Source organism: Paraburkholderia eburnea, assembly GCF_002917095.1.
In the GTDB taxonomy this organism is placed as follows: Bacteria; Pseudomonadota; Gammaproteobacteria; order Burkholderiales; family Burkholderiaceae; genus Paraburkholderia; species Paraburkholderia eburnea.
The window spans coordinates 168,955-194,788 of record NZ_PQGA01000004.1 but is presented as its reverse complement, the minus strand read 5'-3'; the positions used below and the strand labels follow the sequence as shown (position 1 = coordinate 194,788).

Annotated in this window: 20 protein-coding genes and 1 pseudogene; 9 read left to right on the top strand and 12 right to left on the bottom strand. The window is 65.3% G+C overall.

Annotated elements, in window-relative coordinates; translation table 11 throughout:
* On the top strand, positions 1-1,104 hold the full coding sequence (gene sfnG, locus B0G62_RS11450; RefSeq protein WP_103704291.1) for a dimethylsulfone monooxygenase SfnG: 1,104 nt from the start codon (positions 1-3) through the stop codon (positions 1,102-1,104).
* 11 nt (positions 1,105-1,115) lie between these two features.
* Here the strand turns inward: sfnG and B0G62_RS11445 are convergent, their stop codons facing one another.
* On the bottom strand, positions 1,116-2,705 hold the full coding sequence (locus B0G62_RS11445; RefSeq protein WP_103704290.1) for an MFS transporter: 1,590 nt from the start codon (positions 2,703-2,705) through the stop codon (positions 1,116-1,118).
* Between the two features lie 169 nt (positions 2,706-2,874).
* Here B0G62_RS11445 and B0G62_RS11440 point away from each other — a divergent pair.
* Positions 2,875-3,756 (top strand): annotated as a pseudogene (locus B0G62_RS11440) (LysR family transcriptional regulator); the annotation flags it as partial.
* Between the two features lie 43 nt (positions 3,757-3,799).
* Here B0G62_RS11440 and B0G62_RS11435 read toward each other — a convergent pair.
* Positions 3,800-4,240 carry a cupin domain-containing protein gene (locus B0G62_RS11435; RefSeq protein WP_103704288.1) on the bottom strand — a complete coding sequence of 147 codons (441 nt, stop codon included), beginning with the start codon at positions 4,238-4,240 and terminating at the stop codon, positions 3,800-3,802.
* A gap of 10 nt (positions 4,241-4,250) precedes the next feature.
* A complete protein-coding gene (locus B0G62_RS11430) occupies positions 4,251-4,688 on the bottom strand; it encodes a carboxymuconolactone decarboxylase family protein (protein ID WP_103704287.1) in 438 nt (145 codons plus the stop codon).
* A gap of 360 nt (positions 4,689-5,048) precedes the next feature.
* Between B0G62_RS11430 and B0G62_RS11425 the strand changes: the two genes are divergently transcribed.
* Positions 5,049-6,539, top strand: a complete 1,491-nt coding sequence (locus B0G62_RS11425) for a SulP family inorganic anion transporter (RefSeq protein WP_103704286.1) — start codon at positions 5,049-5,051, stop codon at positions 6,537-6,539.
* A 42-nt stretch (positions 6,540-6,581) separates the two neighbouring features.
* Here the strand turns inward: B0G62_RS11425 and B0G62_RS11420 are convergent, their stop codons facing one another.
* The gene (locus B0G62_RS11420; RefSeq protein WP_103704285.1) at positions 6,582-7,181 is read right to left on the bottom strand and encodes a short chain dehydrogenase; all 600 of its coding nucleotides are present in this window, start codon (positions 7,179-7,181) and stop codon (positions 6,582-6,584) included.
* A gap of 105 nt (positions 7,182-7,286) precedes the next feature.
* On the opposite strand from B0G62_RS11420, the gene B0G62_RS11415 reads away from it, so the two are divergent.
* Positions 7,287-8,174: a LysR family transcriptional regulator gene (locus tag B0G62_RS11415; RefSeq protein WP_103704284.1), complete on the top strand. Its 888-nt coding sequence runs from the start codon at positions 7,287-7,289 to the stop codon at positions 8,172-8,174.
* Between the two features lie 32 nt (positions 8,175-8,206).
* On the opposite strand, the gene B0G62_RS11410 is transcribed toward B0G62_RS11415, so the two are convergent.
* From B0G62_RS11410 to B0G62_RS11385, 6 genes are all read right to left on the bottom strand, one after another.
* On the bottom strand, positions 8,207-9,850 hold the full coding sequence (locus B0G62_RS11410; RefSeq protein ID WP_244193193.1) for an OprD family outer membrane porin: 1,644 nt from the start codon (positions 9,848-9,850) through the stop codon (positions 8,207-8,209).
* A gap of 90 nt (positions 9,851-9,940) precedes the next feature.
* Positions 9,941-10,999 (bottom strand): ABC transporter ATP-binding protein, encoded by a 1,059-nt coding sequence (locus B0G62_RS11405; protein WP_103704283.1) that lies wholly within the window; start codon positions 10,997-10,999, stop codon positions 9,941-9,943.
* Positions 10,996-11,991: an ABC transporter ATP-binding protein gene (locus B0G62_RS11400; protein ID WP_103704282.1), complete on the bottom strand. Its 996-nt coding sequence runs from the start codon at positions 11,989-11,991 to the stop codon at positions 10,996-10,998. Before B0G62_RS11400 ends, B0G62_RS11405 begins: the two co-directional genes overlap by 4 nt.
* 1 nt (position 11,992) lies before the next feature.
* Positions 11,993-12,874, bottom strand: coding sequence for an ABC transporter permease (locus B0G62_RS11395; RefSeq protein ID WP_103704281.1), 882 nt, complete (start codon positions 12,872-12,874; stop codon positions 11,993-11,995).
* A gap of 15 nt (positions 12,875-12,889) precedes the next feature.
* Complete coding sequence (locus B0G62_RS11390; RefSeq protein WP_103704280.1) at positions 12,890-13,828, bottom strand: ABC transporter permease subunit; 939 nt, start codon at positions 13,826-13,828, stop codon at positions 12,890-12,892.
* Between the two features lies 1 nt (position 13,829).
* Positions 13,830-15,431, bottom strand: a complete 1,602-nt coding sequence (locus B0G62_RS11385) for a peptide ABC transporter substrate-binding protein (RefSeq protein WP_103704435.1) — start codon at positions 15,429-15,431, stop codon at positions 13,830-13,832.
* A gap of 945 nt (positions 15,432-16,376) precedes the next feature.
* Between B0G62_RS11385 and B0G62_RS11380 the strand changes: the two genes are divergently transcribed.
* On the top strand, positions 16,377-18,788 hold the full coding sequence (locus B0G62_RS11380) for a TonB-dependent receptor plug domain-containing protein (protein ID WP_103704279.1): 2,412 nt from the start codon (positions 16,377-16,379) through the stop codon (positions 18,786-18,788).
* 19 nt (positions 18,789-18,807) lie between these two features.
* Here the strand turns inward: B0G62_RS11380 and B0G62_RS11375 are convergent, their stop codons facing one another.
* Both B0G62_RS11375 and B0G62_RS11370 read right to left on the bottom strand, forming a co-directional pair.
* A complete protein-coding gene (locus tag B0G62_RS11375; RefSeq protein ID WP_244193192.1) occupies positions 18,808-20,304 on the bottom strand; it encodes an ATP-binding protein in 1,497 nt (498 codons plus the stop codon).
* Between the two features lie 2 nt (positions 20,305-20,306).
* Positions 20,307-21,083 (bottom strand): response regulator, encoded by a 777-nt coding sequence (locus tag B0G62_RS11370; protein ID WP_103704278.1) that lies wholly within the window; start codon positions 21,081-21,083, stop codon positions 20,307-20,309.
* 179 nt (positions 21,084-21,262) lie between these two features.
* Between B0G62_RS11370 and B0G62_RS11365 the strand changes: the two genes are divergently transcribed.
* From B0G62_RS11365 to B0G62_RS11350, 4 genes are all read left to right on the top strand, one after another.
* Entirely contained in the window at positions 21,263-22,501 is a 1,239-nt protein-coding gene (locus B0G62_RS11365) for an ABC transporter substrate-binding protein (RefSeq protein ID WP_244193191.1), read from the top strand.
* An 83-nt stretch (positions 22,502-22,584) separates the two neighbouring features.
* On the top strand, positions 22,585-23,613 hold the full coding sequence (locus B0G62_RS11360) for a FecCD family ABC transporter permease (RefSeq protein WP_181315573.1): 1,029 nt from the start codon (positions 22,585-22,587) through the stop codon (positions 23,611-23,613).
* Complete coding sequence (locus tag B0G62_RS11355) at positions 23,610-24,437, top strand: ABC transporter ATP-binding protein (RefSeq protein ID WP_103704277.1); 828 nt, start codon at positions 23,610-23,612, stop codon at positions 24,435-24,437. Before B0G62_RS11360 ends, B0G62_RS11355 begins: the two co-directional genes overlap by 4 nt.
* A 143-nt stretch (positions 24,438-24,580) precedes the next feature.
* Complete coding sequence (locus tag B0G62_RS11350; protein WP_103704276.1) at positions 24,581-25,720, top strand: porin; 1,140 nt, start codon at positions 24,581-24,583, stop codon at positions 25,718-25,720.
* Positions 25,721-25,834: the final 114 nt, after the last annotated feature.

Here is a 25,834-nt window from a genome sequence, read left to right as displayed (position 1 = left end):
ATGAGCCAGAACGCCCCCGCTGCCGACGACATCAAGTTCGCCTACTGGGTGCCTAACGTGAGCGGCGGGCTCGTCGTGAGCAAGATCGAGCAGCGCACGGACTGGAGCCTCGAATACAACCAGAAGCTCGCGCGCACCGCCGAGGCAGCGGGCTTCGAATACGCGCTCAGCCAGATCCGCTTCACGGCGGGTTATGGCGCGCAGTATCAGCATGAATCTGTTTCGTTCAGCCAGGCATTGCTGCACGCCACCGAAAAACTCAAGGTGATTGCCGCGATCCTCCCGGGTCCGTGGCACCCTGCCGTCGTCGCGAAGCAGCTCGCGACCATCGACCATATTTCGAATGGACGCATTGCCATCAACGTGGTGAGCGGTTGGTTCAAGGACGAATTCACGTCGATCGGCGAGCCGTGGCTTGAACACGACGAACGTTATCGCCGCTCGAATGAGTTTATCCGCGCGATTCGCGGCATCTGGACCGAGGATGATTTCACCTTCAAGGGTGACTTTTATCGCTTCAACAATTACACGCTAAGCCCGAAGCCGGTGCAAAAGCCGCATCCGGAAATTTTCCAGGGCGGCAGTTCGCGCGCCGCGCGCGACAACGCCGCGAGCGTGTCCGACTGGTATTTCACGAACGGCAATACAGTCGACAATCTCAAGTCACAGATCGACGATATCCGCGCGAAGGCCGCGCAGAACAACCATAGCGTACGCATCGGCGTGAACGCTTTCGTGATCGCACGCGATACCGAGGAAGAGGCGCGCGCCGTGCTCGATGACATCGTGCGCCATGCCCATGTGGAAGCCGTGCAAGCCTTCGGCCACGCCGCGAAGGAAGCGGGCAAGGCCTCGCCCGAAGGCGAGGGCAACTGGGCGAAGTCGACCTTCGAGGATCTCGTGCAGTACAACGACGGCTTCCGCACGAATCTGATCGGCACGCCCTTGCAGATCGCGCAGCGCATCGTCGCGCTCAAGGCGATCGGCGTCGATCTCGTGCTGGCGGGCTTTCTGCATTTCATCGAGGAAGTCGAATACTTCGGCAAAAAAGTGCTGCCGCTCGTGCGCGAACTGGAGCGCGAGCGCGAAGCGCAACCGGCGTAAACACGGGCGGCTTACGCGCGCTGGCGTTCCTGTGCGGGCACGTCGCTCGGGGCTACCTGTTCACGGGTGCGCGCGCCGAGAAATGCCGCCACGATTACCGCGCAGAGCAGCGTAATCGCCGCAAGTCCTTTCAGTACCGTTCCGAATGCATCCGAATAGGCATGTTGCAAGGTCGTTGCGCCCGCAACGGGCAGCCACGCCGCGGCCTGCACCGGGTCGCCGCTCGCGAGCCGGGCGGCGGCCTCGGTCAGCGATGCACGATCGCCAGGCACACGCTGCGCCAGATGCGTGGCGGTGAGCGCGGCGAGTACGGCGTTCACGGTCGCGAGCGCCAGGCCTTCGCCAGCCACGCGCGTGGTGCTGAAGATACCGGTGGCCATGCCTGCGCGCTCTTTCGGCACGACGCTTACCGATAAGCCATCCATCAAGCCCCAAGGCAGTGCCGCACCGATGCCGATCAGGGCGAGCGGCGCGATCGCGGCGTAAGGCCCCGCACGCAGCGCCACGGCTAGCCACAGCAGACCGACGGCGGCCAGTACGAGGCCCGCCGCGCAAACCACGCCCATCGAGAACCAGCGCGTGAGCCCGGCAGCCACGAAAGGCACCACCAGCATCGGCGCGGAAAGTGCCACCATCAGACAGCCCGCGTCGATTTCGCGCAGCCCGTCCACGCCGATCAGGCGCAGCGGCAGCACCACGAGCAGCACGATATAGCAGTAGCAGGTGGCGATCGGCAGCACTTGCACGCCGACGAAACGCGGATAGCGGAACAGCGACAGATCGAGCATGGGCCGCGCGCTGCGCTTTTCCACCACGATGAAGGCGCAGGCGAGCGCCGCGCTCGCAGCGAGCAGTGCGAGCACGGGCGCGCTGGTCCAGCCGTGCACGGGCGCTTCGATCACGCCGAAGGTGAAGCTCGACAGCGCGAGCGTGAAGGCGAGCGTGCCTGGCCAGTCGATGCCGCGCGCGTGCGGGTCGCGCGATTCGCGCAGATAGCGTGTGCCGAACACGAGCGAAAGCGTGCAGGCGACGCCGCCGCTCAGGAAGATCGCGCGCCAGCTCGCATACTCGATCAGCACGCCCGCGATCAGCGGACCGAAAGCCAGCCCCAGCCCGAAGGTCGCGCCGAGCGCGCCAAAGGCCCGCGTGCGCGCGTGGCCGTCGAATTCCTGCGCGAGTGCGGCCGTGCCGCCTGCGAGTGCGGCGGCCGCCGCCGCGCCTTGCGCGCCGCGCAGCAGATCGACGGCGAGCAGCGTGGGCGCGCAGGCGAGCGCCAGCGAGCACAGCACGAAGCCCGCAAGGCCGTAGATGAACACGCGCTTGCGACCATACAGATCGGCCAGTGCGCCCGCCGCCATCAACAGACTGCCGAAGCTCAGCATGAAGGCATTCGTGATCCAGTTCAGCGCGGTGGGATCGGCGAGTTTTTCCGATGTACCCAGGCTGCCCAGCGCACGGCCGATCGCGGGCGTGGCCACGGCGCCGCCCGAAAAAGCGAGCGGCAGCGCCAGTGCCGCCACGCAGACGGCCGCGAGAATGGCTAAACCGCGTCGTGCGTCTGGTTCGATAGGGTGGTCTGCGTGGCTTGCGGAACGATCCATCGCGGCTCCTGAAGACGCAGGCACAAAGCGCCCGCGCCGATGAACGTGGCGCACAGCGAGCGCGCCCCTGGAGCGACGAACGATAATGCCGATGCGCCGCCTGAAAAACAGGCCGGCGCTCCGAACATTGCGGAATCGGATTCCCGGATCGACAGCGAAAATAGCGTATATGGACAATCTCAACGCAATCGTCGCCTTCGTGCGCGTCGCGCAGGCGCTGAGCTTCGTGGCGGCGGGGGGCGCGCTGGGCATCTCGGCGTCGGCGGTCGGCAAGGCCATCGCGAAGCTGGAAGTGTCGCTGGGCGTGCGGCTCTTTCACCGCACCACGCGCAAGATCGCGCTCACCGAGGAAGGGCGGCTTTTCTACGAGCGCTGCAGCCATATCCTCGCGGACTTGAGCGATGCGCAGGCCGTGCTCACGGCGTCCGCGCAGACGCCGCGCGGACGGTTGCGCGTGAGCCTGCCCGCCATCGGCTATCGCTTCCTGCTGCCCGCGCTGCCGGATTTCGCCGCGCGCTATCCCGAGATCGAACTGGATCTCGACTTCAACGACCGCCTCGTGGATGTGATCGAAGGCGGCTTCGACGCCGTGATCCGCAGCGGCGCGCTAAGCGATTCGAGCCTCGTGGCGCGGCGCCTCGGGCCGTTTCGTCATGTGCTGTGCGCCTCGCCCGACTATCTGGCGCGCGCGGGCACACCGCGCACGCTCGCCGATCTCGCCGCGCACGCGTGCGTGCGTTACCGCTTTCCGGATACGGGCAAACTGCAGCCATGGGAACTCGCGACGCAGGGCGAGGCGCTGCCCACACTGCGCAGCGCACTCGTCTGCAACAACATGGAGGCGCTGATGCAGTCGGTCGTCGCCGGTTTCGGCATCGGCTATATGCCGGATTTTCTCGTGCGCGACGCGCTCGCGGCCGGCGCGCTCGCGAGCGTACTCGATGCGTACACAACGACTGTCGGCCAGTTCTCGATTGTCTGGCCGTCGAGCCGCCATCCATCGCCGCGTCTGCGCGCCTTCGTCGACTTCATGTGCGTGCGGCTGTTCGAGACGGCGCGCGCGCAGGAAGCGCGCGCCCTGAACGTCGCCAGGCTCAATGCGGCAGCGGCTTCTTGATCGGATCGTGCTCGCCCGCGATGGCGAACACGAGAATCTGCGCCGGTTCTGTCTTGCTGGCGTTGCGCGCGACGATGTGATGCGCGCCGGGCGGCTCGTACCATGCCTCGCCGGGGCCATAAACGCGGGCCGGCGAGCCTTCGAGCTGCGATTCGATATGGCCTTGCGTCACGTACGCGAAGATCGAACCCGGATGCCTATGCGGCTCCGAGTCCTGGCCCGGCGCGAACGTGACGGTCGCGATCAGCACGTTCTTGCCGGGCGCCTCGGGAATCGCCTGCTTGAGCACGGGGGCGATTTTCTCGCTGCTGGCTTGCGAGCCGTCCATATCGTGCGCCAGCGCCGAACACGCGCCGCACAACGCGGCCATGCCGAATGCCGCCGCAGCCGCGCGCACGAGTGTCGAGCGTAACGTCATGGCGCGCTCCTTAGGCGGGCAGCTTACGGAAGGCGATCGCAAAGCGGTTCCAGCTATTGATCGCGTTGATGAGCAGCGTCAGGTCGACGAGTTCTGCTTCGCTGAAATGCGGATGCACGGCCTCCCAGACGGCGTCGGGCACGTGCTCCTGCGAGACCAGCGTGAGCGCCTCGGTCCAGGCCAGCGCGGCGCGTTCGCGTTCAGTGAAGAAGGGCGTTTCGCGCCAGACCACCACGGTCGCGAGGCGCCGTTCGGTTTCGCCGCCCTTGCGCGCGTCGCTCACATGCATGTCGACGCAGTAGGCGCAGCCGTTGATCTGCGAGGCGCGCAGGCGCACGAGTTCGGCGAGCGGCTTTTCGATGCTGCTTTTCTCGATGCGTTCTTCGAGGGCGAGCAGTGCCTTGATGGCGGGCGGGTTGGCGCGGTAGAAGTCCAGACGCTGTTGCATGATGGTTCCTTTGGGCGGTGAGTGCGCCGTGTGGCGCGATGGAATCCATAGTAGGCGCGGATGCGGCTATGCGAAATGACCAATCTGTGGCTATTTGAGGTAACCACTTTGCGCTTTAGTTTTGTTTGTATGGAGCTTATGGTCCTGTTTATGGCCCTATAAGGCGGACGGCGCAGAGGCCGGGAATCCGGTAGAATCCGCGCTTTCGTCCGTCCAGGCCGCGCCCGCATCGCCGATGCCGTCCGCGCCGCCCTGTTCTCCGTCGTCTCCCGGTTTGCTCTCCTGCAAGGCCAACGCCACAGCGGTTGCCCCTGCTCGCGATCCGCGTTTTTCGACCTCATTTGCCCACCGACTCGTACCATGGAATCCGCCCGTTCCGGCCTGAGCCGCTTTTCTACGCTGCGCAGCGAACTGCTCGCCGGTCTCACCTCATCATTCGCGCTCGTGCCCGAATGCATCGCCTTTGCACTCGTCGCCCATCTGAACCCGCTGATGGGCCTCTACGGCGCCTTCTTCATCTGCACGATCACGGCGCTGTTCGGCGGCCGGCCCGGCATGATTTCCGGCGCGGCGGGCTCGATGGCGGTGGTGATCGTCGCGCTCGTGGTGCAGCATGGCGCGCAATACCTGTTCGCGACGGTCGTGCTGGGCGGCCTGCTGATGATCCTGTTCGGCGCGTTGCGTCTCGGCAAACTGATCCGCATGGTGCCGCATCCGGTGATGCTCGGTTTCGTCAACGGACTTGCGATCATCATCGCGCGTGCCCAGTTCGAGCACTTCAAGGCGCCAGGCTCGCACGGCATGGCGTGGCTGCACGGCCAGCCGCTCGCGCTGATGGTGGGCCTCGTCGCGCTGACGATGGCGATCGTGTTCGTCATGCCGCGCCTGACCCGCGCCGTGCCGCCCGCGCTGGTGGCGATCGTCGGGGTGGGCGCGGCGGCGGCGCTGCTGCATCTGCCCGCGCGCACGCTCGGCGACATGGCGCACATCGCGGGCGGCCTGCCCACGTTCAGCCTGCCGGTCGTGCCGATGAATCTGGAAACGCTGCGCATCGTGCTGCCGTATGCGGTGCTGATGTCGCTCGTCGGCGTGCTGGAGACACTGCTCACGCTCAACCTCACCGACGATGTGACCAACTCGCGCGGCCAGCCCAATCGCGAATGCGTGGCGCTGGGCGCGGCCAATATCGCGGCGGGGATGTTCGGCGCGATGGGCGGTTGCGCGATGATCGGCCAGACCGTCATCAACCTCGGCTCGGGTGGACGCGGACGTCTCTCGGGTGTGACGAGCGGCGTGATGATCCTGCTGTTCATCCTGTGCCTTTCGCCGCTGATCGAGCGCATTCCGCTTGCGGCGCTGGTGGGCGTGATGTTCGTCGTGGCGGGGCAGACGTTTGCGTGGGGCTCGCTGCGCGTGCTGCATAAGGTGCCGCGCAACGATGCGTTCGTGATCGTCGCGGTGACGGCCATCACCGTTTGCACCGATCTGGCGACCGCCGTGCTGTGCGGCATCGTGATTGCGTCGCTGAATTTCGCGTGGCAGCACGCGCGCGAATTCCGTTGCGAGACGCGCGACGAGCCTTCGGGCGAGCGCGTCTATATGCTGCGCGGAACGCTGTTCTTTGCGTCGGCGGCGCAATTCCAGGCGCTGTTCGATCCGGCGCGCGATCCGGATCAGGTGCGTCTGGATTGCGCGCATCTGCATGTGGCCGATCACTCGGCTATCGCGGCGCTCGAAGCGGTGCAGGCGCGCTACGAGCGTGCGGGCAAGCAGGTCACTTTCGGAAATCTGTCCGAGCGTTGCAGCGGCCTGCTCGCGCGCGCTGACGCCGAGGTGCGGGTTTCTGCATGATTGCGTGACGACCTTGCGAGTCGTTCCGCGCAAACCTGACGCTCAATACACCTTGAAAACGCGCCCCGTTTGCACGCCTTCGACGCTGCGCCTGTACGCGAGAGCCGCGCGTTGCGCGCTCACGCTTTCGAAGCCGGGGAAGAACGGGCCATAGGTCTGCAGCGACTCGGTCAGCACGGTCGGGCTGACCACATTGATGCGTCGGTCGCGGCGCAATTCCGTGGCGGCGGCGCGCACGAAACCCTCCAGCGCCGCGTTGACGGTCGTGGCGTTCACGCCCTGCGCGATCGGCTCCTCGCCGACGATGCCGCTCGTCAGCGTGATCGAGCCGCCGTCGTTCAGATAATGCTGGCCGATCAACGCGAGCCGCACCTGGCCGAGCAGTTTGTCCTGCAGGCCGATATTGAATTGCGCGGTGGTCATGGACGCAAGCGGCCCGAAGTGCAGATGCCCCGCCGCCGACACGATCGCATCCACGTTGCCGACTTCGCGAAACAGCGCCTCGACGCTGTCGTCGCGCGTGATATCGGCGTGGAAATCGCCGCTATTGCGGCCCACGGTCACGACCGTATGGCCTTCGCTGAGGGTTTCGACGACAGCACGCCCGACGGCGCCGCTGGCGCCCACCACGATGATCTTCATCTGCGATTCTCCTTGATTGGACTGCGAAGCTCACACTATCGGCCTGACACTCAAAAGAATAAATGGACGATAATTTCGTTCACTTGAAACCAGGGGTTTGCAATCATGGACCGGTTGCGCAGCATGGAAGTCTTTGTGAGCGCCGTGGAGCGCGGCAGCTTCAGCGCCGCCGCCCGCGAACTCGACTTGAGCCCCGTGATGGTCGGCAAGCACGTGCGGCAACTGGAGACGCATCTTGGCGCGCAACTGCTCCAGCGCAACACGCGCGCGCAGAGCCTCACCGACGCGGGCCGGCGCTTCTACGACGAAAGCCGCAAGGTGCTGGAGCAACTGGCGCTGGCCGAGGCCTCGGTGGAGAGCCTGCGAGCCGAGCCGCGCGGACGCCTGCGCATCACGGCGGCGACGACGCTGGGCGCCTGCGTGATCGCACCGCTTGCCGCCGAATACCAGAACGGGCATCCGCAGGTGCGTATCGACCTCGATCTGAGCAATAGCGTCGTGGATCTCGTCGATGAGGGCTTCGACGTGGCGGTGCGGATCGGCGATCTGGATGCGGATCTGAACCTCGTCGCGCGGCCGATCGGGCTGTACCGCATGGCGATCTGCGCGTCGCCCGACTACCTCGCGCGCCACGGCACGCCGCGCACGCTCGACGAACTGGCCGCGCACCGGTGCCTCGGGCACTCGGTCTGGGACCGGCGCAATGGCTGGCGGCTGACGGGAGAAAGCCGCTGGCCCGAAGACACGACGTTTCTCTGCAACGATGGTCTCGCGCTGCGCCAGGCCGCGCTGCATGGCGCGGGGCTACTATTGCAGCCGTCGATTCTCGTGGCGGACGACCTGTCGGCCGGGCGGCTCGTGAGCGTGCTGGAAGACGCGACGCCGGCCGGGCGGCCAGTGCACGCGCTGTATCGGCAGGACCGGCAGCCGCTGCCGAAAATACGGAGTTTCGTGGGGTTTCTGGAAGAACGCGGGAGGGAGTGGTTAGGGTGATCGCGTTGTCCGCTCCCTCCTGCATAGCCGGTTTAGAACAGCTTTAAGGGCATGGCCACCAGTAGTCGGTACTCCGAATTGCTCGGGTCGGAGTAATACTTCGAGCCGTGATGCCACATCGCCGTGAACACGATCTTCGTATCCTTGAAGCGCCCGCTCTGGATCGTGTACGACGGGATAAAGCCGAACTCGTGATGCGAGCCGTGCACCGGCTGGCCGTCCTTCCAGTACAGACCATACAGCGCGCTGCCGGGGCCGTTCGCCGCCGCGCCCGCCGAGCCGTCCGCGCCCCAACCCAGCGCATACCAGAGCATCGCCTTCGCGCCAGGCAGTCCTGCATATTGACCGTCGAAGCCATAACGTACCTGAAACGACTTCTCGTGTGGCGCGTTGTAATCCACGTCCATCGAATTCACGAGATAGATGCCGTTGGTCTCGTTCACATAATCGAAGAACTGGTCGCCGAGAATCTGCTGATAGCCCACCAGCAGCGAATGCGCACCATGCTGCGCGGCCAGCGACAGGCTATACGCGTTGTTGTCGATATGGCCTTCGAGACCGCCGCCCACGCTATGCGTCGAATAGGCATTGGCGAAGCCCGTCCATTTGAGCGTCGAGACATCGCCGACGCTTTGTTGCAGCGAGCCATAGTACTGACGCCACACGCTATCGGCCTGGTTTGCGAACAGTGACAGATTGCCGTTCGGGCTGTAATCCCAACTGCCGCCCGCGTAGCTGAAGCGCTTGAACGTCACGCCGCCATAGGAGGTCGAGAGATCGACCAGATTCGTATGACCGCGCGGGTCCACCTTGGTGAAGCTGCCGCCCTGCAGCACGGTGTTGGCGATGTCCTTGCTCACGAGCGACACGCCGAGGAAGGTCGGCGGCAGCGCGCGATTGTCGTGCGGCTCGAAGAACGGGTTATCGGCGGTCATCTGCAGGCCGTACTTGACGACCGTATCGGACACGCGCGCCTTCACGTCGTAGAGGCCGGGATAGGCCCACGCGAACTGGTTCTCGCCGCCGCCATCCTTGCCGACGTGCACCATATTGCCCGCGCCCTGGCCGCCGTCGAACTTGAACGCGCCGTAGAGCGACGCGTCCACGCCGAAGCCGATCGGCCCCTGCGTGAAGCCCGAGGTGTAATCGAGCATCGCACCCTGGGTCCACGCATGGCGGTGCGGGCCGCCCGTGACGTCCTGCACGTCCGCGTAGTTGCGCAGATTGAGCATCAGATGGCTATCGCCGATAAAGCCTTTGCTCGCGGCCTGGTCCGACAGCGCGGATTGCGCGCGCGGCGGATTGTCGGCGCGCACGCTCGTGCTGGGGTTGGCGTCCGGCATCCCGGACGAGAGCGTTTCAGCCGCATTCGGCTCGACCAGTCGATCGACGCTGGTGGCGGGCGGCCGCGTCTGCACGTTGCTCACGGCGGGCGACGCGCTTTGCGACGACGATGTCTGGGACTTTTGCTTGCGCGCGGCTTTGGACTTCTTCTTGTGTAGATGGTGTGTGGCCTTCGAAGCCGGTGCGCTTGCGGCGGTGGCTGCGCTCGCCGCCGGGGCGGCATTCGGACTCGCTTCGTCGGCGCGCGCGGACAGGGTGCCCAGCGATACGGCAAGTGCCAAAGCGGCGAGCGCGATGGCGTGTCTCCTGATGGTGGGTGCGTTCTTCATCATTGGTCTCTGATTGCATTGTCGTTAGAATCCGGCAATCGATAAGGATTGCCAGGCTGTCGTTGCGTCCCCGCGATAGGGAAAAAGGACGCATCAGGCAGGGGGTGTCGCGCCGCTTCCGAACGGGTGCCAGCAGGCGGCGAGAGACTGACCGGCGCCGGCGCGCAGCAAAGGCGGCAAGCGTGCGGCGCAGCTATCGGAGGCGTGCGGGCAGCGCGTGCGAAATGCGCAGCCCGACGGCGGATCGAGTGGCGAGGGGATTTCGCCGCTCAATGGCGTGCCGCGGCGCAGGCGCGCGAGCGCCGGATCGGGCACGGGCACCGCGTCGAGCAGTGCGCGCGTGTACGGATGGCGCGCGCCGTCATAGACGGCGTGGCAATCGCCGATTTCCATCACGCGGCCCAGATACATCACCATCACGCGATGGCTGATGGTCTTCACCACGGCGAGATCGTGCGCCACGAACAGCAGCGACAGCGAGCGCTCGCGTTGCAGGTCGCGCAGGAGATTGACGATCTGTGCCTGGATCGAAACGTCGAGCGCGGAAACCGGTTCATCGCAGATCACCAGCCCCGGATCGCCGATCAACGCCCGAGCGATGCCGACGCGCTGGCACTGTCCGCCCGAGAATTCATGCGCACGTCGTACCGCGTGCTGCGTGTTGAGCCCGACGCGTTCGAGCATCGTCAGCACGCGGCGATCGATCTCCTTGCGCCCCAGATGCGGCGCGTGCGTGCGCAGCGGTTCGGCGACGATCTCGCCAATCGACATGCGCGGATCGAGCGAGGCCAGCGGGTCCTGAAAAATCATCTGCGCGTCGCGGCGCAGCGTGCCGAGCTGGCGGTGTGCGCCCGAGACGGTTTCCTCGCCACGCCAAAGGACGCTTCCTTTAGCGACGGGCGCGAGGCCGATCAATGCGCGTGCAAGCGTGGATTTCCCGCAGCCCGACTCGCCGACGAGGCCGAGCGTTTCGCCGCGCCGTACATCGAATGACACGCCGTTGACGGCGTGCAGCGTGGCCTTCTGCCAGGGCCAGCCGCCGCGCGCGACGTGGAAATTCACGCTCAGATCGCGCACGCTCAGCAGCGTTTCCGTTTCCGTTTGCGATGTCGTGGTCAGATCGTCTGCGACGTGGTTCGTGATATCGCTCATACGAAGACTCCCGGCGCGGCTTGCAACGCGATATCGGCTGGCAAATGACACGCACGCGAGCGCGCGCCGTGGCTGTGAAGCGAAGGGGCTTCGCTGCGGCAGCGCTCGAACGCATACGCGCAGCGTGGCGCGAACGCACAACCCGCGCCGCTGCCGCCGGGCATGGGCGGATTGCCGGGAATCGTGCAAAGCGGCGCGCCGACCTGCGCATCGAGACGCGGCAGCGCGCCAAGCAAACCCGCCGTATAGGGGTGCTGCGGCCGCGCGAACAGCGCGCTAGCGCTGGCTTTTTCGACGGCGCGGCCCGCATACATCACCATGACGTCGTCGCAGAGTTCGGCCACCACGCCCATGTCGTGCGTGATGAGCACAATGGCCGTGCCGCGCTCGCGGTTCATCTCGCGCAGCAACGCCAGGATCTGCGCCTGCACCGTCACGTCGAGCGCGGTGGTGGGTTCGTCGGCGATCAGCACATCAGGCTCCATCATGAGCGCCGCGGCGATCAGCACGCGCTGGCGCATACCGCCCGAGAACTCATGCGGATACATGCCGATGCGACGCGCGGCATCAGGAATGCGCACGCGCTCCAGTGCCTCGATTGCACGCTTTCGCGCCTCGCGGCGCGTGGCGTTGCGATGCAGTTGCAGCGCCTCGGTCATCTGCCGTTCGATCGTGAGGAACGGATTGAGCGAGGTCATCGGGTCCTGAAAGATCATCGCGATGCGGTCGCCGCGAATGCGGTTGAGCGCGGCAGGCTTCATGGCGAGCAGGTCCGCGCCGCGCAGGAACGCGTGGCCCGAGGCCTGACCGTTCGACGCCAGCAGCCCGAGCAGCGCCATCACGGTCTGACTCTTGCCGGAACCCGATTCGCCGACGATGCCGAGCGTGCCGCCCGCGTCGAGCGCGAATGACACGTCCTGCACCACATCGACGCTCGGGCCGTCGCGGCGCGTGAAGCGCACGCCGAGGTTGTTCACTTCGAGCAGCGCCATGTCAATGCTCCTTGGGATCGAGCGCGTCGCGCAGGCCATCGCCGACGAAATTCACGCAATAGAGCGTCAGGCACAGCATCGCGGCGGGGCCGAGCAGCAGCCAGGGCATGGCTTCGAGCTTTTGCGCGCCGTCCTGGATCAGCACGCCCCAGCTCGTCATCGGCTCCTGCACGCCCAGACCGAGGAACGAAAGCACCGATTCGGTCAGTACGATGCTGGGCACGGTGACGGTTGCGTAGACGGCGACGATGCCGGCGAGGTTCGGCACGATATGGCGCGCGATGATCGCGGCGGGCCGCACGCCGATGGCGCGCGCGGCATCGACGAATTCGCGCGTGCGCAGCGAGAGCGTTTGCCCGCGCACCACGCGCGCCATGTCGAGCCAGGAGAACGCGCTAATCGTCAGGACAACGAGAGAAAATGCACGGCCGAACAGCGTGACCATGAGGATCGCGATCAGCATGTAGGGAATCGCGTACATCATGTCGACGATGCGCATGAGGACGGCATCCGTGCGGCCGCCCAGATAGCCCGCGCTTGCGCCGTACACCACGCCCACGAGCGTGGAAACCAGCGTGCCGAGCAGACCGACTTCGAGCGAAACGCGTCCGCCCACGAGCGTGCGCGCGAGCAGATCGCGGCCGAGTTCGTCGGTGCCGAGCCAGTGGCCGCCTTGCAGCGTGGGCGCGAGGCCGATGGCGCTCCAGTCGCTATCGACGGGCGAATTGGGCAGCAGGAACGGGCCGATGAAGCAGGCCAGCGCGATCAGCACGAGGAGCACGAAGCTCGCCAGCGCTGCGCGATGGCGCAGGAAGCGCGCGAGCGCGGGCGGCGCCCGGCGCGCGGTCGCAGCACGCGGGGGTACGGTGGAAAGGGTTTTCATGAGCGTTCGGTGGCTTCAGTAGCGGATGCGCGGATCGAGCCACGCATAGGCGAGATCGACGAGGAGGTTGAACAGCACGGCGCAGACGGTGGTCAGCACGACGAGGCCGAGCACGAGCGTGTAATCGCGGTTGACCGCGCCGTTGACCACCAGTTGCCCGAGGCCCGGCAGCGCGAACACCGACTCGGTCACCACGGCTGCGGTGATCGACGAAATGCACACCGGCCCAAGCAGCGAAACCACCGGCATCAACGCGGGCCGCAGCGCGTGGCGCAGCACGATCGTGCGAGCGGGCAAGCCCTTGGCGCGCGCGGTACGGATGAAGTTTCCCGCGAGCACTTCGATTAGGCTGCCGCGCATCACGCGTGCGATCGCGGCCATGTTGATGACGACGAGCAGCGCGACGGGCAGCACACGATGGGTCCAGCCGCCTTCGCCCCAGCCTCCGGCGGGGAGCCAGCCGTCGCCGTCGCGCGTCTTGAGCAGCACGGCGAACACCAGCACGAGTACGGGGCCGAGCACGAAGGGCGGCACCACGTTGCCGAGATTGCCGAGCAGCATTACCGCATGATCGACCAGGCTGTTGCGCCGCACGGCGGCCACCGCGCCGAGCGCGACGCCGCACAGCACCGCAAGCGGAATCGACACGCCGCCGATACCCAGACTCACGGGCAGCGCCTTTTTTACGAGGTCGTTGACGGACCAGTCGGCGTAGCGGAACGACGCGCCCAGATCGCCGTGCAGCAGCGCGACGAGGTAGTCGAGATACTGCTGCCACAGCGGCTCGTTCAGGTGATAGCGCGCATTGAGGTTGGCGAGCGCGTCGGCGGACATCGCTCTTTCGGTATCGAACGGGCCGCCCGGCGTGAGATGCAGCAGGAGGAAGCAGCCGGTCACGACGGCTAGCACGGTGGGCACGGCCCAGACCACGCGGCGCAGGGTATAGGCGAGCATGTCAGTGCTTGAGGATGTACATGTCTTGCGACGCGCGCTGGTCGATATTGTTGGCGAGCGAATAGCCGCCCACATACGATTTCACGAGGCGCGCATTTGAGTACTGATAGAGCGGCAGAAGCGGGTAGTCGCGCATCGCGAGCGCGAAGGCCTGCGTGAGCATCTCGCGGCGCTTGGCATCGTCGGGTTGAAGGTTTGCTTCGGCAACCTGATCATCGACCTTGGGGTTGCACGAACGCTGATCGTTCTGCGGGCTGCCGCACTGGATCAGGGCGAAATACGACATGGCGTCGTTGTAGTCGGCATACCAGCCGTCACGCGCGATCTGGTATGCGCCGTCGTGGCGCTGTTTGAGCAGCACCTTGAATTCGAGGTTCTCCATCTTCGCGTTGACGCCGAGCTTCGTGCGCCACTCGCTCGATGCGAACAGCGCCACCTTTTTATGCAGCTCGTTCGTGTTGTAGGTCATCGTGAATGTGAGCGGTTTGGCATCGGAATAGCCTGCAGCCTTCAACAGCCCACGCGCGGCTTCGACGCGCTTCGCCATCGGCCATGCGGCCCATTCGGGCGTGAACGGCTGAGCGCCCTTGGTGCCGTCGACGATCAGGCCATAGGCAGGACGCTCGCCGCTTTGCGTGATCTTCGCGGTCAGCAGATCGCGGTCGAGCACCATCGACAGCGCCTGACGCACGCGTGCGTCGCGCAGCGCCGGATCGGTGTTGTTAAGTGCGTAGTAGTACGTGCCGATCTGCAAGCCTGGTTTGAGTTCGCCACCGAACGTCTTCACGAGTTGCGGATATTGGCCCGACGGCACCTGATACGTCATGTCGATCTGGCCTGACTGGAACATGCGCATGGCCGTTTCGTCGCTTTCGACCGGCATCCACGTCACGCGGGTGATCGCGACATGAGCGTTGTTCCAGTAGTGCGGATTGCGCACGAGCACGATGCGGTCGTTCGGCCGCCAGTCGGCCAGCACGTACGGGCCGTTGCCCACGAGATTGCCGGGGCGCGTCCAGCTCGCGCCGTACTTCGTCACCGTGGCGCGATCGACGGGCGCAAGCGATGAATTGGTGGCGAGTTCGGTGAAGAAGGGCGTGGGCGCCTCGGTTTTGACTTCGAGCGTATACGGGTCGATGGCGCGCACGCCCAGGCTCGACACCGGCTGCTTGCCGGCGATCACCGCCTTGGCGTTCTTGACGAATTCGACCGTGACCGTATAAGGCGAGGCCGTCCTGGGATCGGCCACGCGCTGCCAGGCATAGACGAAATCGGCGGCGGTGACCGGATGGCCGTCGCTCCATTTTGCGTCGTGACGCAATGCGAAGACCCAGGTGTCGGGTGCCGTGCGCTTCCAGGATGCGGCCACGCCCGGCACGACGTTGCCCGCGGCATCGACGCGCGTGAGACCTTCGAACACGTCGAGTCCGACCAGGTTCGCATTGGTCGATTCGATGTGTGCAGGATCGAGCGATTCGATTTCGGCCAGCAACTGGCGGGTGATTTCCTGTTTCGCAGCGAGCGCCGTGCCAGCCGGGATCGTGACGGCCTGGGAGGACGCCGTGTGCATCGCGACGCATAACGCGAATCCAGCGGACTCCATCAAGCGTGTGGTTTTCCGCTTCAGCATATTTTTCATATGGCATCCTGATTAAATGTTATTTGCCGTTCCGGCTTGTGGCGACGACTGGAAATCGCCTGGTTGGGCGAACGGGGGCGATTATTGGAATCGCTTCCAGTGCTTGTCAATGAGGGGAGAGGAGCCGTGAGAATCGGATTTGTCTGATAGCGACGGCTCGTAGTTTTTCGACCCGAATCCGCGCCGCAGCCTAAGCCGTTGATATTGAATTCTTTATTTGGGAGTCTGCGCGCGGGGTCACAAAAGAGGCGCGAAACGCGGTATCACAGCACGCAGCGAAACGCTTCGCGCGGTCAACAACCATTGCGTTTCGTCAAATGTGGAATCCGATGTTTTCTATACGGGTCCATGCGCGTAGTGCTAGGGCAGCCAATCAGGTGAAGGCGCGGACCAGGTTGGTCGTGGAGCGTGCGTCCGGCGAGCACAGCGGGCGTCGGGCAAGCTGAAGGTATAACCGCATGTTGCCAACGATCGGCACCAGACCGATCGATCGGTCCAGACGAACGCAGCCGGTACGCTATCTGTTATCCGGACCACTTTCGTTCAAGACGCGAGGTGGCGCGGCGGCAATCTCGCGTGCGACTTCAGGTAAATGCATCATCAAGTCAGCAAGTCAGGTTTAAAGCGTCGCTTTAAACCTGACTTTAAACACTCGTATGCACACTGACGTATCGCGACGATTTCGCCAGCATGACGTCGCTTGTCGCCAGCATAACGGACAGATCAACTGCCCCTGCGGTGGACTCGTCCGGTTATCGCAGCTTACGCAAACCGCATCGACGCTATCCCATCTTTTCCTCATGAATTTCGCAGAATTAATTAGTTGAAGCGCTAGCCCCTGCCCGGACAAGATGGCCCGCTATTCCAGATAGCGAAGCATCTCTTTCTAATCTTCGGGTCGGGGCATAAATGAGAACACCGTATCGGGCGATGTCGATAGCCGTCGCTGCAGTGGCGTGGACAGGGGCAGCACAAGCGCAAAACGTCGGCGCTGGAAACACCAGTTCCTCCGCGCAGACGGACGCAACGTCGTCGAAGCAGGACGTGCAGGTGCAGGATCGTGTCGTGGTGACGGGCACACGCACCGCCACGAAGGCCACGCGCAGTCTGACGCCGGTGGACGTGATCACCGCCGCGCAATTGCAGAGCACCGGCCAGGCCGATCTGCGCGACGCACTGGTGTCGCTGTCGCCCGCGATCCAGCGCCAGGCGATGGGCGGCGCGCAGGCCGCGCTCGTCGATACGCTCACGCTGCACGGCCTCACGCCGGACCAGGTGCTGGTGCTCGTCAACGGCAAGCGCCGTCATTCGACCGCGACGATCTCGCTCAATCCCGGCCCGCAGCAAGGCTCGACGGGGGTGGACATCGACCTGATTCCGGTGAGCGCCGTCGATCATGTGGAAATTCTGCGCGATGGCGCGGCGGCGCAATACGGCTCCGACGCCATCGCCGGGGTCATCAACATCATTCTGAAATCGGACACGAAGGGCGGCTACATCGAAAGCCTCACGGGACAGGCTTATCAGGGCGATGGGCTGCGCCAGAGTACATCGGCGAATTACGGGTTCGCGCTGGGGCCCGGCGGCTTCCTCAATCTGAGCGCCGAAGTTACGCGCGAGAATCACACCGACCGCACCGAACAATATGCCCATACAGGCGCACTGGCGGGCGGAGCCAGCAACAACTATATTGGCGACCCGGCCAGTACGCGTCAGGTCGTGGGCTTCAACGCAGGCTATTTTCTGAGCGACAGCGTGCAGTTGTACGGATTCGGCACCTACGCGCACCGCGATGCGGCGAGCTACCAGACCGTGCGCGGCGCAAGCGTGCTGCCCGCGGTCTATCCAAACGGATTCGTGCCGCAGGATCTGCTCAGCGAAAACGACTTCTCCGTCACGTTCGGCGTGAAAGGCGACGATCTGCTGGGCTGGAAGTGGGATTTGAGTTCGACTTATGGCGGCGATAACGCCAATTTCAGCCAGTCGTCGTCGGCGAATATCGGCCTTTATCAGGCCACGGGGCAAACGCCCACGAAGTTCTATATCGGCCGCCAGTCGGATACGCAATGGACCAATAATCTCGATCTCACGCGGCCATTCAATCTGGGCTTTTTGCCTGCGCCGCTGAACGTGTCGGTTGGCGTCGAGCAGCGTATCGAAGGCTATTCCGTGGGCGCGGGCGAGCCGGATTCGTATCTTTATGGCGGCACGCCCGCGCTGGTCGGCTTGCCGCCCGCGAGCGAGAGCAACAACACGCGTAATGTGCTGGCCACCTATATCGATCTCTCGACGAATATCACGCGCAAATGGCGCATCGATCTGGCGGGCCGCTTCGAGCACTACAGCGACGTGGGCGACACGACCAACGGCAAGATCGCCACGCGCTACGATTTCACGCCATGGATCGCCTTGCGCGGCAGCGTGAGCACCGGCTTCCGCGCGCCGTCGCTTGCTCAGGAATACTATACGACGATCAGCCCGACACCCACTTCCGCGTTCGCCTTGCTGGCCGCGAATTCCGCAGCGGCACGCGCGCTGGGCGCGCAGCCGCTCAAGCCGGAAAAATCGACGAGCTATAACGTCGGTCTCGTGCTGACGCCCGCGCGCGATCTCAACGTGACGCTCGACGCGTATCAGATCGATATTCGCGACCGCATCGTCGAAGGCGGCTCGCAGGCGGGGGCGGCGGCCATCGGTGCGATCGGGCTGGCGGGTTTTTCGACGCCATTGGGCATTCCCGCTTCGGCGATATCGGCGAGCTACTTCACCAATGGCGCGAACACGCGCACACGCGGTCTCGATCTGGCCGCGACCTATCGCACGTATCTGGGCCAGTACGGCAGTATCGACTGGGATCTGGGCGTGAACTTCAACACGACTTCGCTGACGCGCGTGGCAGCGGGCGCAAATGGCAAGCCCTTGTTGAACGCGCAGCAGATCGCCTATCTGACGACGGGCACGCCGAAGAACAAAATCATTCTGGGCGGCGTGTGGAATTACGGCAAATGGGGTCTCTCGCTGCATGAGACGCGCTATGGCAGCACGTCCGCGCAGGAGTCGTATCGCACGGGGCCGAATGCGGGATCGGTGACGGTCTTTATTCCCTTCACCAACAAAGCCGAATACACCACCGATATCGAGGCGCGCTACAGCGTCACGAAGCATTTCAACGTGGCGCTCGGCGCGCGCAATCTGTTTAACGCGTATCCCAACAAGCTGCCGCTGGCCGCGCAATATGCGGGTGCGGTGTACGACACGACGACATCGCCGATTGGCATCGACGGCGGTTTTTATTATCTGCGGGCGCGTTACGTGTTTTAAGCGCGGATAAGCTGGCCATTCAATCGTCGCGCGGCAGGATCAGTTCGGCGTCGAGTCCGGCGATGCGGCCGGCTTCCTCACGATTGCGCAGCGTGAGCGTGCCGCCGTGGGCGGTGGCGATGCTGCGCGCGATCGTGAGGCCCAGGCCGGTGCCGCCGCTCTTTTCTTCATCGTTTTCTTCACCGTGATGAATGGCGATGCGGAAATACGGCTCGAATACGCGCTCGCGCAGCGCCGCATCGGCAATGCCAGGGCCGTTGTCGCTCACGCATACATGCACCTGGGCGCCATCGTCGTGGACGCTGATGCGCGCTTCGCCGCCGTAGCGGATCGCGTTGTTCACGAGGTTTTGCAAACAGCGCTTGAGGTTGCGCGCGAAGCCTTTTACCGGTGCGCGTGTGCTGCCCGTCACGCTGGCGATGTGGCCCGCTTCGCGGGCATCTTCGACGAGGCCTTCGAGCATTGAGTCGAGATCGATCTTCTGGCGCGCTTCGGTGATCTCCACGCCCTGCACGACGTCGAGCGTCGCGCGCACCATCGCTTCCATGTCGTCGAGGTCGCCGCGCAGACGCTCGCGCCATGCCGGGTCGGGCAGCATTTCGGCGCGCAGGCGCAGCCGCGTCAGGGGCGAGCGCAGGTCGTGCGAGACGGCGGCGAGAAAGCGCGAACGCTCCGTCAAATGATCGATTAGTTGCTGCTGCATCGCGTTGAAGGACTGCGCCGCGCCGCGCACTTCCAGAGGCCCGCTTTCTGGCAGCGGCGCGCGATGGATATTGCGGCCCAGCGCCTGGGCGGCGCGCGTGAGCTGGCGCAGCGGCGCGAGCGCGAAGCGCACCGCGACGAAGGCAATGGCGCACACGGCGGCAAAGCGCAGCAGATAAATCCGCAGCAGATAGTCGAGCACAAGCGCGCCGCGCTCGGAATGCATGCCGGCCTGGCCTTCGTTCGAATGCACTTCGAGCCAGCCCTGGCCCGGCACGTTCAGGAAGGCATGAAAGTCGCCCGTGGGCATCCGTGAATCGAACAGGCTCAGGATGCCGCGATGATGCCCGGCGTCGTCGCGCAATTGTGCATCGATCAGACGCACGTCGATGGGTTCGCCAAGCCGCTTCTGGATCACGCCGGAGATCAGTTCGCTGGTGGCGCGCAATGTGAGCGAGGGCGGCGTGCCGGATGAGGGCGGGGGCGGCGGCACGGATGGCACGCCCGCAATCCATCGCAGCGTATAACGCGCGTCGCTCAATTCATCGAGGATCACGTCGCGCGTGGCTTCGTCGGGCGCGCGCTGGAGCAGGCGCACGGTATCGGCCAGACGGCTCGCGAACAGGCGCGCGGGGATCTCCAGCGTGCGGTTGTCGTGCGTATCGAACCAGATCGTGCTGGTGAGCAACTGGCCCGCGAACAGGCCCGCCGCGAGCACCAGCACGAGGCGGCCGAACAACGTGTCGGGCCACACGAGCCGGCGCAAGCGGCGCAATCGGGACCAGCGGCGCAGGCAGGCGTTGACGCGCACCATCGTCACGCTTCGTAGGCGACGTTGGCCACCAGCATGTAGCCCTCGTTGCGCACGGTGCGGATCAGCGCGGCATTGCGTGCCGAATCCTTGAGGTGATGCCGCAAGCGGCTCACGCACACGTCGATGGAGCGGTCGAGCGGCGTGTGCCCCTTGTCGAACACCTGGTCGAGCAGATATTCGCGCGTGAGCGGCCGGTTCGGGTGGTCGAGCAACGTGCGCAGCGTGCGGTAATCCGAGCCGCCGAGCGACACCACCACGCCTTCGGGCGAGAGCATCTGCTTCATGCGCGTGTCCAGACGCCAGCCCGCGAAGGTGACGAAGGCGCTGGCGTCCGCGTGGTGTTTCTGCGTGCCGCTTATACCGCTTGTGCCGCTTATGCCATTTGCGCCTGCCGTCCCGGCTACGGCTTCGGGCACGGCGCGCGTGCGCCGCAGCACCACCTTGATCTTGGCGACCAGCTCGCGCGGATCGAAGGGCTTGGGCAGATAGTCGTCGGCGCCCATCTCCAGACCCAGGATGCGGTCGAGCAGGCCGCCGCGCGCCGACAACATGATGATCGGCACGGTGTTCTCGCGGCGCAGATCGCGCGTGAGGTCGAGGCCGTCTTCGCCGTCGAGCATCAGGTCGAGCACGATCAGATCGACGCGCGTCTGCCGCAGGATCTGCTTCATCTGCGCGCCGTTGCTGGCGGCGCTCGCCTCATAACCCATTTCGCGCAGATAGTCGCGCAGGAGCTGGCGGATATTGGGGTCGTCGTCAACGACGAGGATGTGGTCCATCGTGGGTTCGTGCGGCTATTGGAACTACAGGAACTACAGAAACGGCTGAAACTGCGCCTGCCTTGGCCCGCGCCAACACATTCCATTACAAAAGGACCGCTTCTCAACACATTGCCATTACATCGCGCCGCTAAAGTGTGGGTCGCGAATAGCAATCGTTCTCATTTATAAATTCTATCATGCCGATGGCCCGCTTCTCTTCCCGCTTCACGCGTGCCGCCGTTGCCGGCGGGGTCGTTTTCGCTGCTGCCGCCGCTGCTTCGGTGGCCGCCCACGCCGCCGCGCCCGCCGCAGCCGCCGCGAATGTTGCCACGTCGGCCGCAGCCGCGACCGCTCCGCTCACGGTGACGGACCTTGCGGGCCGCACCGTGAAGATTCCGGCCAATCCGCGCCGCATCCTGCTGGGCGAGAGCCGCCTGCTGTCCGCTGTCGCGCTGCTCGAAGGGCAGAAGCCGCTCGCGCGCATCGTCGGCTGGCAGGGCGATTTGCCGACGATGGACCCGCAGACCTACGACGCTTATGCGCGCAAGTTCCCCGAGATCCGCACGATCCCGCTGATCGGCAAGGCCACGGAAGACAGCATCAGCGACGAGAAAGCGCTCGCGCTCAAGCCCGATGTCGCGATCTTCAGCATCGCGGGCCACGGCCCGAGCCGCTACAACGCGCTCGTGAAGCAACTGGAAGCGACCGGCACGACGGTGGTGTTCATCGATTTCCGCGTCCACCCGCTGCAGAACACGCTGCCGAGCATCAAGTTGCTGGGCGAAGTGCTGCATCGCGAGGCGCAGGCCGATGCCTACACCCAGTTCTATCAGCAGCATCTCGCGGCGGTCGAGAGCGTCGTCAAGACGATTCCCGGGAACCAGCGCCCGAAGGTGTTCGTCGATATGCTCGCGGGCGTCTGGGATGCCGGCTGCTGCCACACGGCGGGCAAGGGCAACTTCGGCGAGTTCGTCGATGCGGCGGGCGGGCGCAATATCGCCGCCGGTCTGCTGCCGGGCGTGCTGGGCGACATCAGCATGGAGCAGGTGATCGCGTCGCAGCCCGACGTCTATATCGCCACGGGCAGCCGCACCAAGCCGGGTCTCGCGTCGCTGCGCGTGGGCGCGCTCACGAGCGGGCACGACGCGCAGGCGAGCCTCGCACAACTGGTCGCGCGGCCGGGCTTCGACACCATCAAGGCGATTCACGATGGGCGCGTGCACGGCATCTCGCACAACTACTACGACTCGCCCTACAACATCGTCGCGATCGAAGCGTTCGCGAAGTGGTTCTATCCGCAGCAATTCAAGTCGCTCAACGTGCAGGCGACCCAGGACGAGCTGTATCGACGCTTCCTTGCCGTGCCGGATAGCGGCACCGAATGGGTCGATGCGCCGTTGCCGCAGAACGGCGCGCAGAAAGAGGCCGCGCGATGAACGACATGCGTGTGCCAGCCGGGGCCGGCTGGCGCGCAGCCGAGGCGGACGCGAACGCCAGCGCGCAAGCCGCGCAGGCGCAGATGCGCGCCTACGCGCGCCTCACGCGGCGGCGCGCGCTGCTGCTCGTGGCGGTGGCGGTGCTCATCGCGGGCTCGCTCCTGATCGACGCGAGTTCGGGGCCGTCGGGCCTGCCGCTCGCGACGCTCGTGCATACGCTGTTCGACCGCGCGCACGCCGATCCCGCCGATGTCGTGATCGTCTGGCAGATCCGCTTGCCCTACGCGGTGATGGCGCTCGCGGTGGGCGCGTCGCTCGGCCTGTCGGGCGCGGAGATGCAGACCATCCTCAACAACCCGCTCGCCAGCCCTTATACGCTGGGCGTATCGGCGGCGGCCGCGTTCGGTGCGTCGCTCGCGATCGTGCTCGATCTGGCGATTCCGGGCGTGGCGCAGACGTGGGTGGTCTCGGCCAATGCCTTCGTGTTCGCGTTCGCATCCGCGCTCACGCTCGACCTCGTCGCGCGCTGGCGCGGCATGAGCACGGCGGGCGTCGTGCTGATGGGCATCGCGCTGGTGTTCTCGTTTCATGCGCTGACCGAGCTGATGCAGTTCGTCGCGTCCGCCGACGCGCTGCAGGGTCTCGTGTTCTGGACGCTCGGCTCGCTCGCTCGCGCCGACTGGACCAAAATCGGCGTGCTCGTGGCGGCGCTTGCCATTGCCTTGCCCCTGTCGATGAAGAACGCGTGGGCGCTCACGGCGCTGCGGCTGGGCGAAGACCGCGCGGCGAGCTTCGGCATCGACATCAAGCGCCTGCGTCTGACCACGCTGCTGCGCGTGGCGGTGCTCTCGGCGCTGGCGGTGTCGTTCGTGGGCACCATTGGCTTTGTCGGGCTGATCGCGCCGCATCTCGCGCGCACGCTGTTCGGCGAGGACCATCGCTTCTATCTGCCGGGCAGCCTGCTGCTGGGCGCGCTGATGCTGTCGCTCGCGTCGATCGCGTCGAAGCTGATCGTGCCGGGCGTGCTGATCCCGGTGGGGATCGTCACGGCGCTCGTGGGGATTCCGCTGTTTCTCGGCATCGTCGTGCGATCGCAGGGGACGGCGCAATGACGCTCGCTTCGACTGGACTGTCGATTCACGATCTGGGCGTGCGCTACGGCCGGCGCGACGTGCTGCGCGAGCTGAGCGCAGGCCCCTTGCCGCGCGGCGAAATCACGGCGCTGCTCGGCCCGAACGGCAGCGGCAAGTCCACGCTGCTGCGCACGCTCGCGGGCCTCGCGAAACCCAGCGCGGGAACGCTTACGCTCGACGGCGCGCCGCTCGCTCTTGGGGTGGCGAGTGCGCGCTCGCATAGCGTCGTCTATCTGCCGCAGGCCTTGCCCGCCGGGGTGCGCCTGCAGGTGCTCGAATCGGTGCTGGTGGCCGCGCGGGCCGGGCGCGACCCCGCGCTGCGCTCCCACACGAGCGCGCAGGTGCTGGCGGCGGCGCACGATGCGCTCGAACGCCTCGACATCGGCGCGCTTGCGAACCGTTCGCTCGACGAGTTGTCCGGCGGCCAGCGTCAACTGGTGGGCATCGCCCAGGCGCTGGTGCGCGAGCCGCAGGTCTTGCTGCTCGACGAACCGCTGTCGGCGCTCGACCTCAATCATCAGTATCAGGTGATGGCGGTGCTGCGCGAGGTGACGCGCGAGCGCGGCATCGCTACCGTCGTCGTGTTGCACGACATCAACGCGGCATTGCGCGCTTGCGATCGCGCCATGCTGCTGCACGACGGGCGCATCGCGCACTTCGGCATCCCCGCCGAAGTCGTGACGCCCGCGAGCCTCGCCGAGGTATTCGGAGTCCGCGCGCGCATCGAGCCATGCTCGCGCGGCTTCCATCAGGTTCTGATCGACGGTCTCGCCGATCGGAAGGGTCCAGCCAGCCGCCAGTAGCGCGTCCCAGCCACGCCCGTTTAATCCGTTACGTACCGGCAGCGCCGGGAACACGACGCCGCGCCCCGCGCGCGCGTTGTGCGCCCGCGCACGTCCGCGTGACGCCAAAACAACTCGAAATTAGACGAATCAAACAGGGAACCATGAAGAAGACTTTCCTGGTCGCCGCGTGGGCGGCCGCATGGGCGTGCGGCGCACATGCGCAGAACAGCGTGACGCTGTACGGCCTCATCGACGCGGGCCTTGCCTTCAACAGCAATGCCGGCGGCGCGAAGTCGTACCAGGCCGGCAGCGGCGATGTGACGGGCAGTCACTGGGGCATCAAGGGCCGTGAGGATCTCGGCGGCGGCACGGCCGCGATCTTCGAACTCGAAAACGGCTTTTCGGTGATGAACGGCACGATGCGCCAGGGTGGCCGCCTGTTCGGCTTCCAGTCCTGGGTCGGGCTGACCAGCACGCGGTACGGCACGCTGACGTTTGGACGCCAGTACGATTCGGTCGTCGACTATCTCGCGCCGCTGAGCTTCACGGGCGTGCATCCTGGCGGCAACAACCTGAGCGCCCACCCGTACGACAACGACAACCTCAACAACTCGTTCCGCGTGAACAACGCGGTGAAGTTCGCCAGCGCGGACTACCACGGTATCCAGTTCGGCACGCTGTACGGCTTCTCCAACGAGGCGGGCGGCTTCGACGATAACCGCGTCTACAGCTTCGGCGCACAGTACCAGACGGGTCCGCTGGTCTTCGCCGCGGGTTATCTGCAGGCGAATAACGGCGGCAGTTCCAACACGGGCGGCGCGATCACGCTCACCGAGCGGACCTTCATCGCCGCGCAGCAGCGCGTCTACGGCGCAGGCGTGAACTGGACGGCGGGCAACGCGCGTTTGGGTTTCGTGTGGACGCGCACGCAGCTTGACGGCCTCGACACGATCAACGGCGCGAACAGTCTGGGCCTCACGCAGAACGGCCAGGGCGCGAGCTTCTCGAACTACGAAGTGAACGCCGCGTATCACTTCACGCCGGCTTTCAGCGTGACGGGCGAGTACACCTTCACGCAGGGCGCGCTCTCGACTTCGAGCGGCGATCACCACCCGAGCTGGCACGAGGTTTCGGTGCAGGCGGATTACTTCCTCTCGAAGCGCACCGACGTCTACACGCAGGTGAGCTGGCAGCATATTTCCGCCGACGGCTCGGGCCTGACAGCGGACGTGAGCGGCCAGTCGGTTGCCTCGGGCGACCAGCAAACCGTCGTCGGCGTGGGCTTGAGACACCGCTTCTAGGCGCCCGGCTCTGGTGCGCGCCACCGCTGCGGTGCACCAGAGGCTGACACGAGCCGCACATGAATGGTGGGGCACATGCTCAGGTATGCGCCCCTTCTTTTTGCCTGCGCAAAA

Coding starts and splice junctions, on each gene's coding strand:
- B0G62_RS11425 (WP_103704286.1), top strand. CDS start 5,049: ATGGAATCCGCCCGTTCCGGCCTGAGCCGCTTTTCTACGCTGCGCAGC.
- B0G62_RS11435 (WP_103704288.1), bottom strand. CDS start 4,240: ATGACGTTACGCTCGACACTCGTGCGCGCGGCTGCGGCGGCATTCGGC.
- B0G62_RS11390 (WP_103704280.1), bottom strand. CDS start 13,828: ATGCTCGCCTATACCCTGCGCCGCGTGGTCTGGGCCGTGCCCACCGTG.
- B0G62_RS11370 (WP_103704278.1), bottom strand. CDS start 21,083: ATGGACCACATCCTCGTCGTTGACGACGACCCCAATATCCGCCAGCTC.
- B0G62_RS11360 (WP_181315573.1), top strand. CDS start 22,585: ATGCGCGCCTACGCGCGCCTCACGCGGCGGCGCGCGCTGCTGCTCGTG.
- B0G62_RS11415 (WP_103704284.1), top strand. CDS start 7,287: ATGGACCGGTTGCGCAGCATGGAAGTCTTTGTGAGCGCCGTGGAGCGC.
- B0G62_RS11410 (WP_244193193.1), bottom strand. CDS start 9,850: ATGATGAAGAACGCACCCACCATCAGGAGACACGCCATCGCGCTCGCC.
- B0G62_RS11405 (WP_103704283.1), bottom strand. CDS start 10,999: ATGAGCGATATCACGAACCACGTCGCAGACGATCTGACCACGACATCG.
- B0G62_RS11355 (WP_103704277.1), top strand. CDS start 23,610: ATGACGCTCGCTTCGACTGGACTGTCGATTCACGATCTGGGCGTGCGC.
- B0G62_RS11375 (WP_244193192.1), bottom strand. CDS start 20,304: ATGGTGCGCGTCAACGCCTGCCTGCGCCGCTGGTCCCGATTGCGCCGC.
- B0G62_RS11445 (WP_103704290.1), bottom strand. CDS start 2,705: ATGGATCGTTCCGCAAGCCACGCAGACCACCCTATCGAACCAGACGCA.
- B0G62_RS11430 (WP_103704287.1), bottom strand. CDS start 4,688: ATGCAACAGCGTCTGGACTTCTACCGCGCCAACCCGCCCGCCATCAAG.
- B0G62_RS11420 (WP_103704285.1), bottom strand. CDS start 7,181: ATGAAGATCATCGTGGTGGGCGCCAGCGGCGCCGTCGGGCGTGCTGTC.
- B0G62_RS11380 (WP_103704279.1), top strand. CDS start 16,377: ATGAGAACACCGTATCGGGCGATGTCGATAGCCGTCGCTGCAGTGGCG.
- B0G62_RS11385 (WP_103704435.1), bottom strand. CDS start 15,431: ATGGAGTCCGCTGGATTCGCGTTATGCGTCGCGATGCACACGGCGTCC.
- B0G62_RS11400 (WP_103704282.1), bottom strand. CDS start 11,991: ATGGCGCTGCTCGAAGTGAACAACCTCGGCGTGCGCTTCACGCGCCGC.
- B0G62_RS11365 (WP_244193191.1), top strand. CDS start 21,263: ATGCCGATGGCCCGCTTCTCTTCCCGCTTCACGCGTGCCGCCGTTGCC.
- sfnG (WP_103704291.1), top strand. CDS start 1: ATGAGCCAGAACGCCCCCGCTGCCGACGACATCAAGTTCGCCTACTGG.
- B0G62_RS11395 (WP_103704281.1), bottom strand. CDS start 12,874: ATGAAAACCCTTTCCACCGTACCCCCGCGTGCTGCGACCGCGCGCCGG.
- B0G62_RS11350 (WP_103704276.1), top strand. CDS start 24,581: ATGAAGAAGACTTTCCTGGTCGCCGCGTGGGCGGCCGCATGGGCGTGC.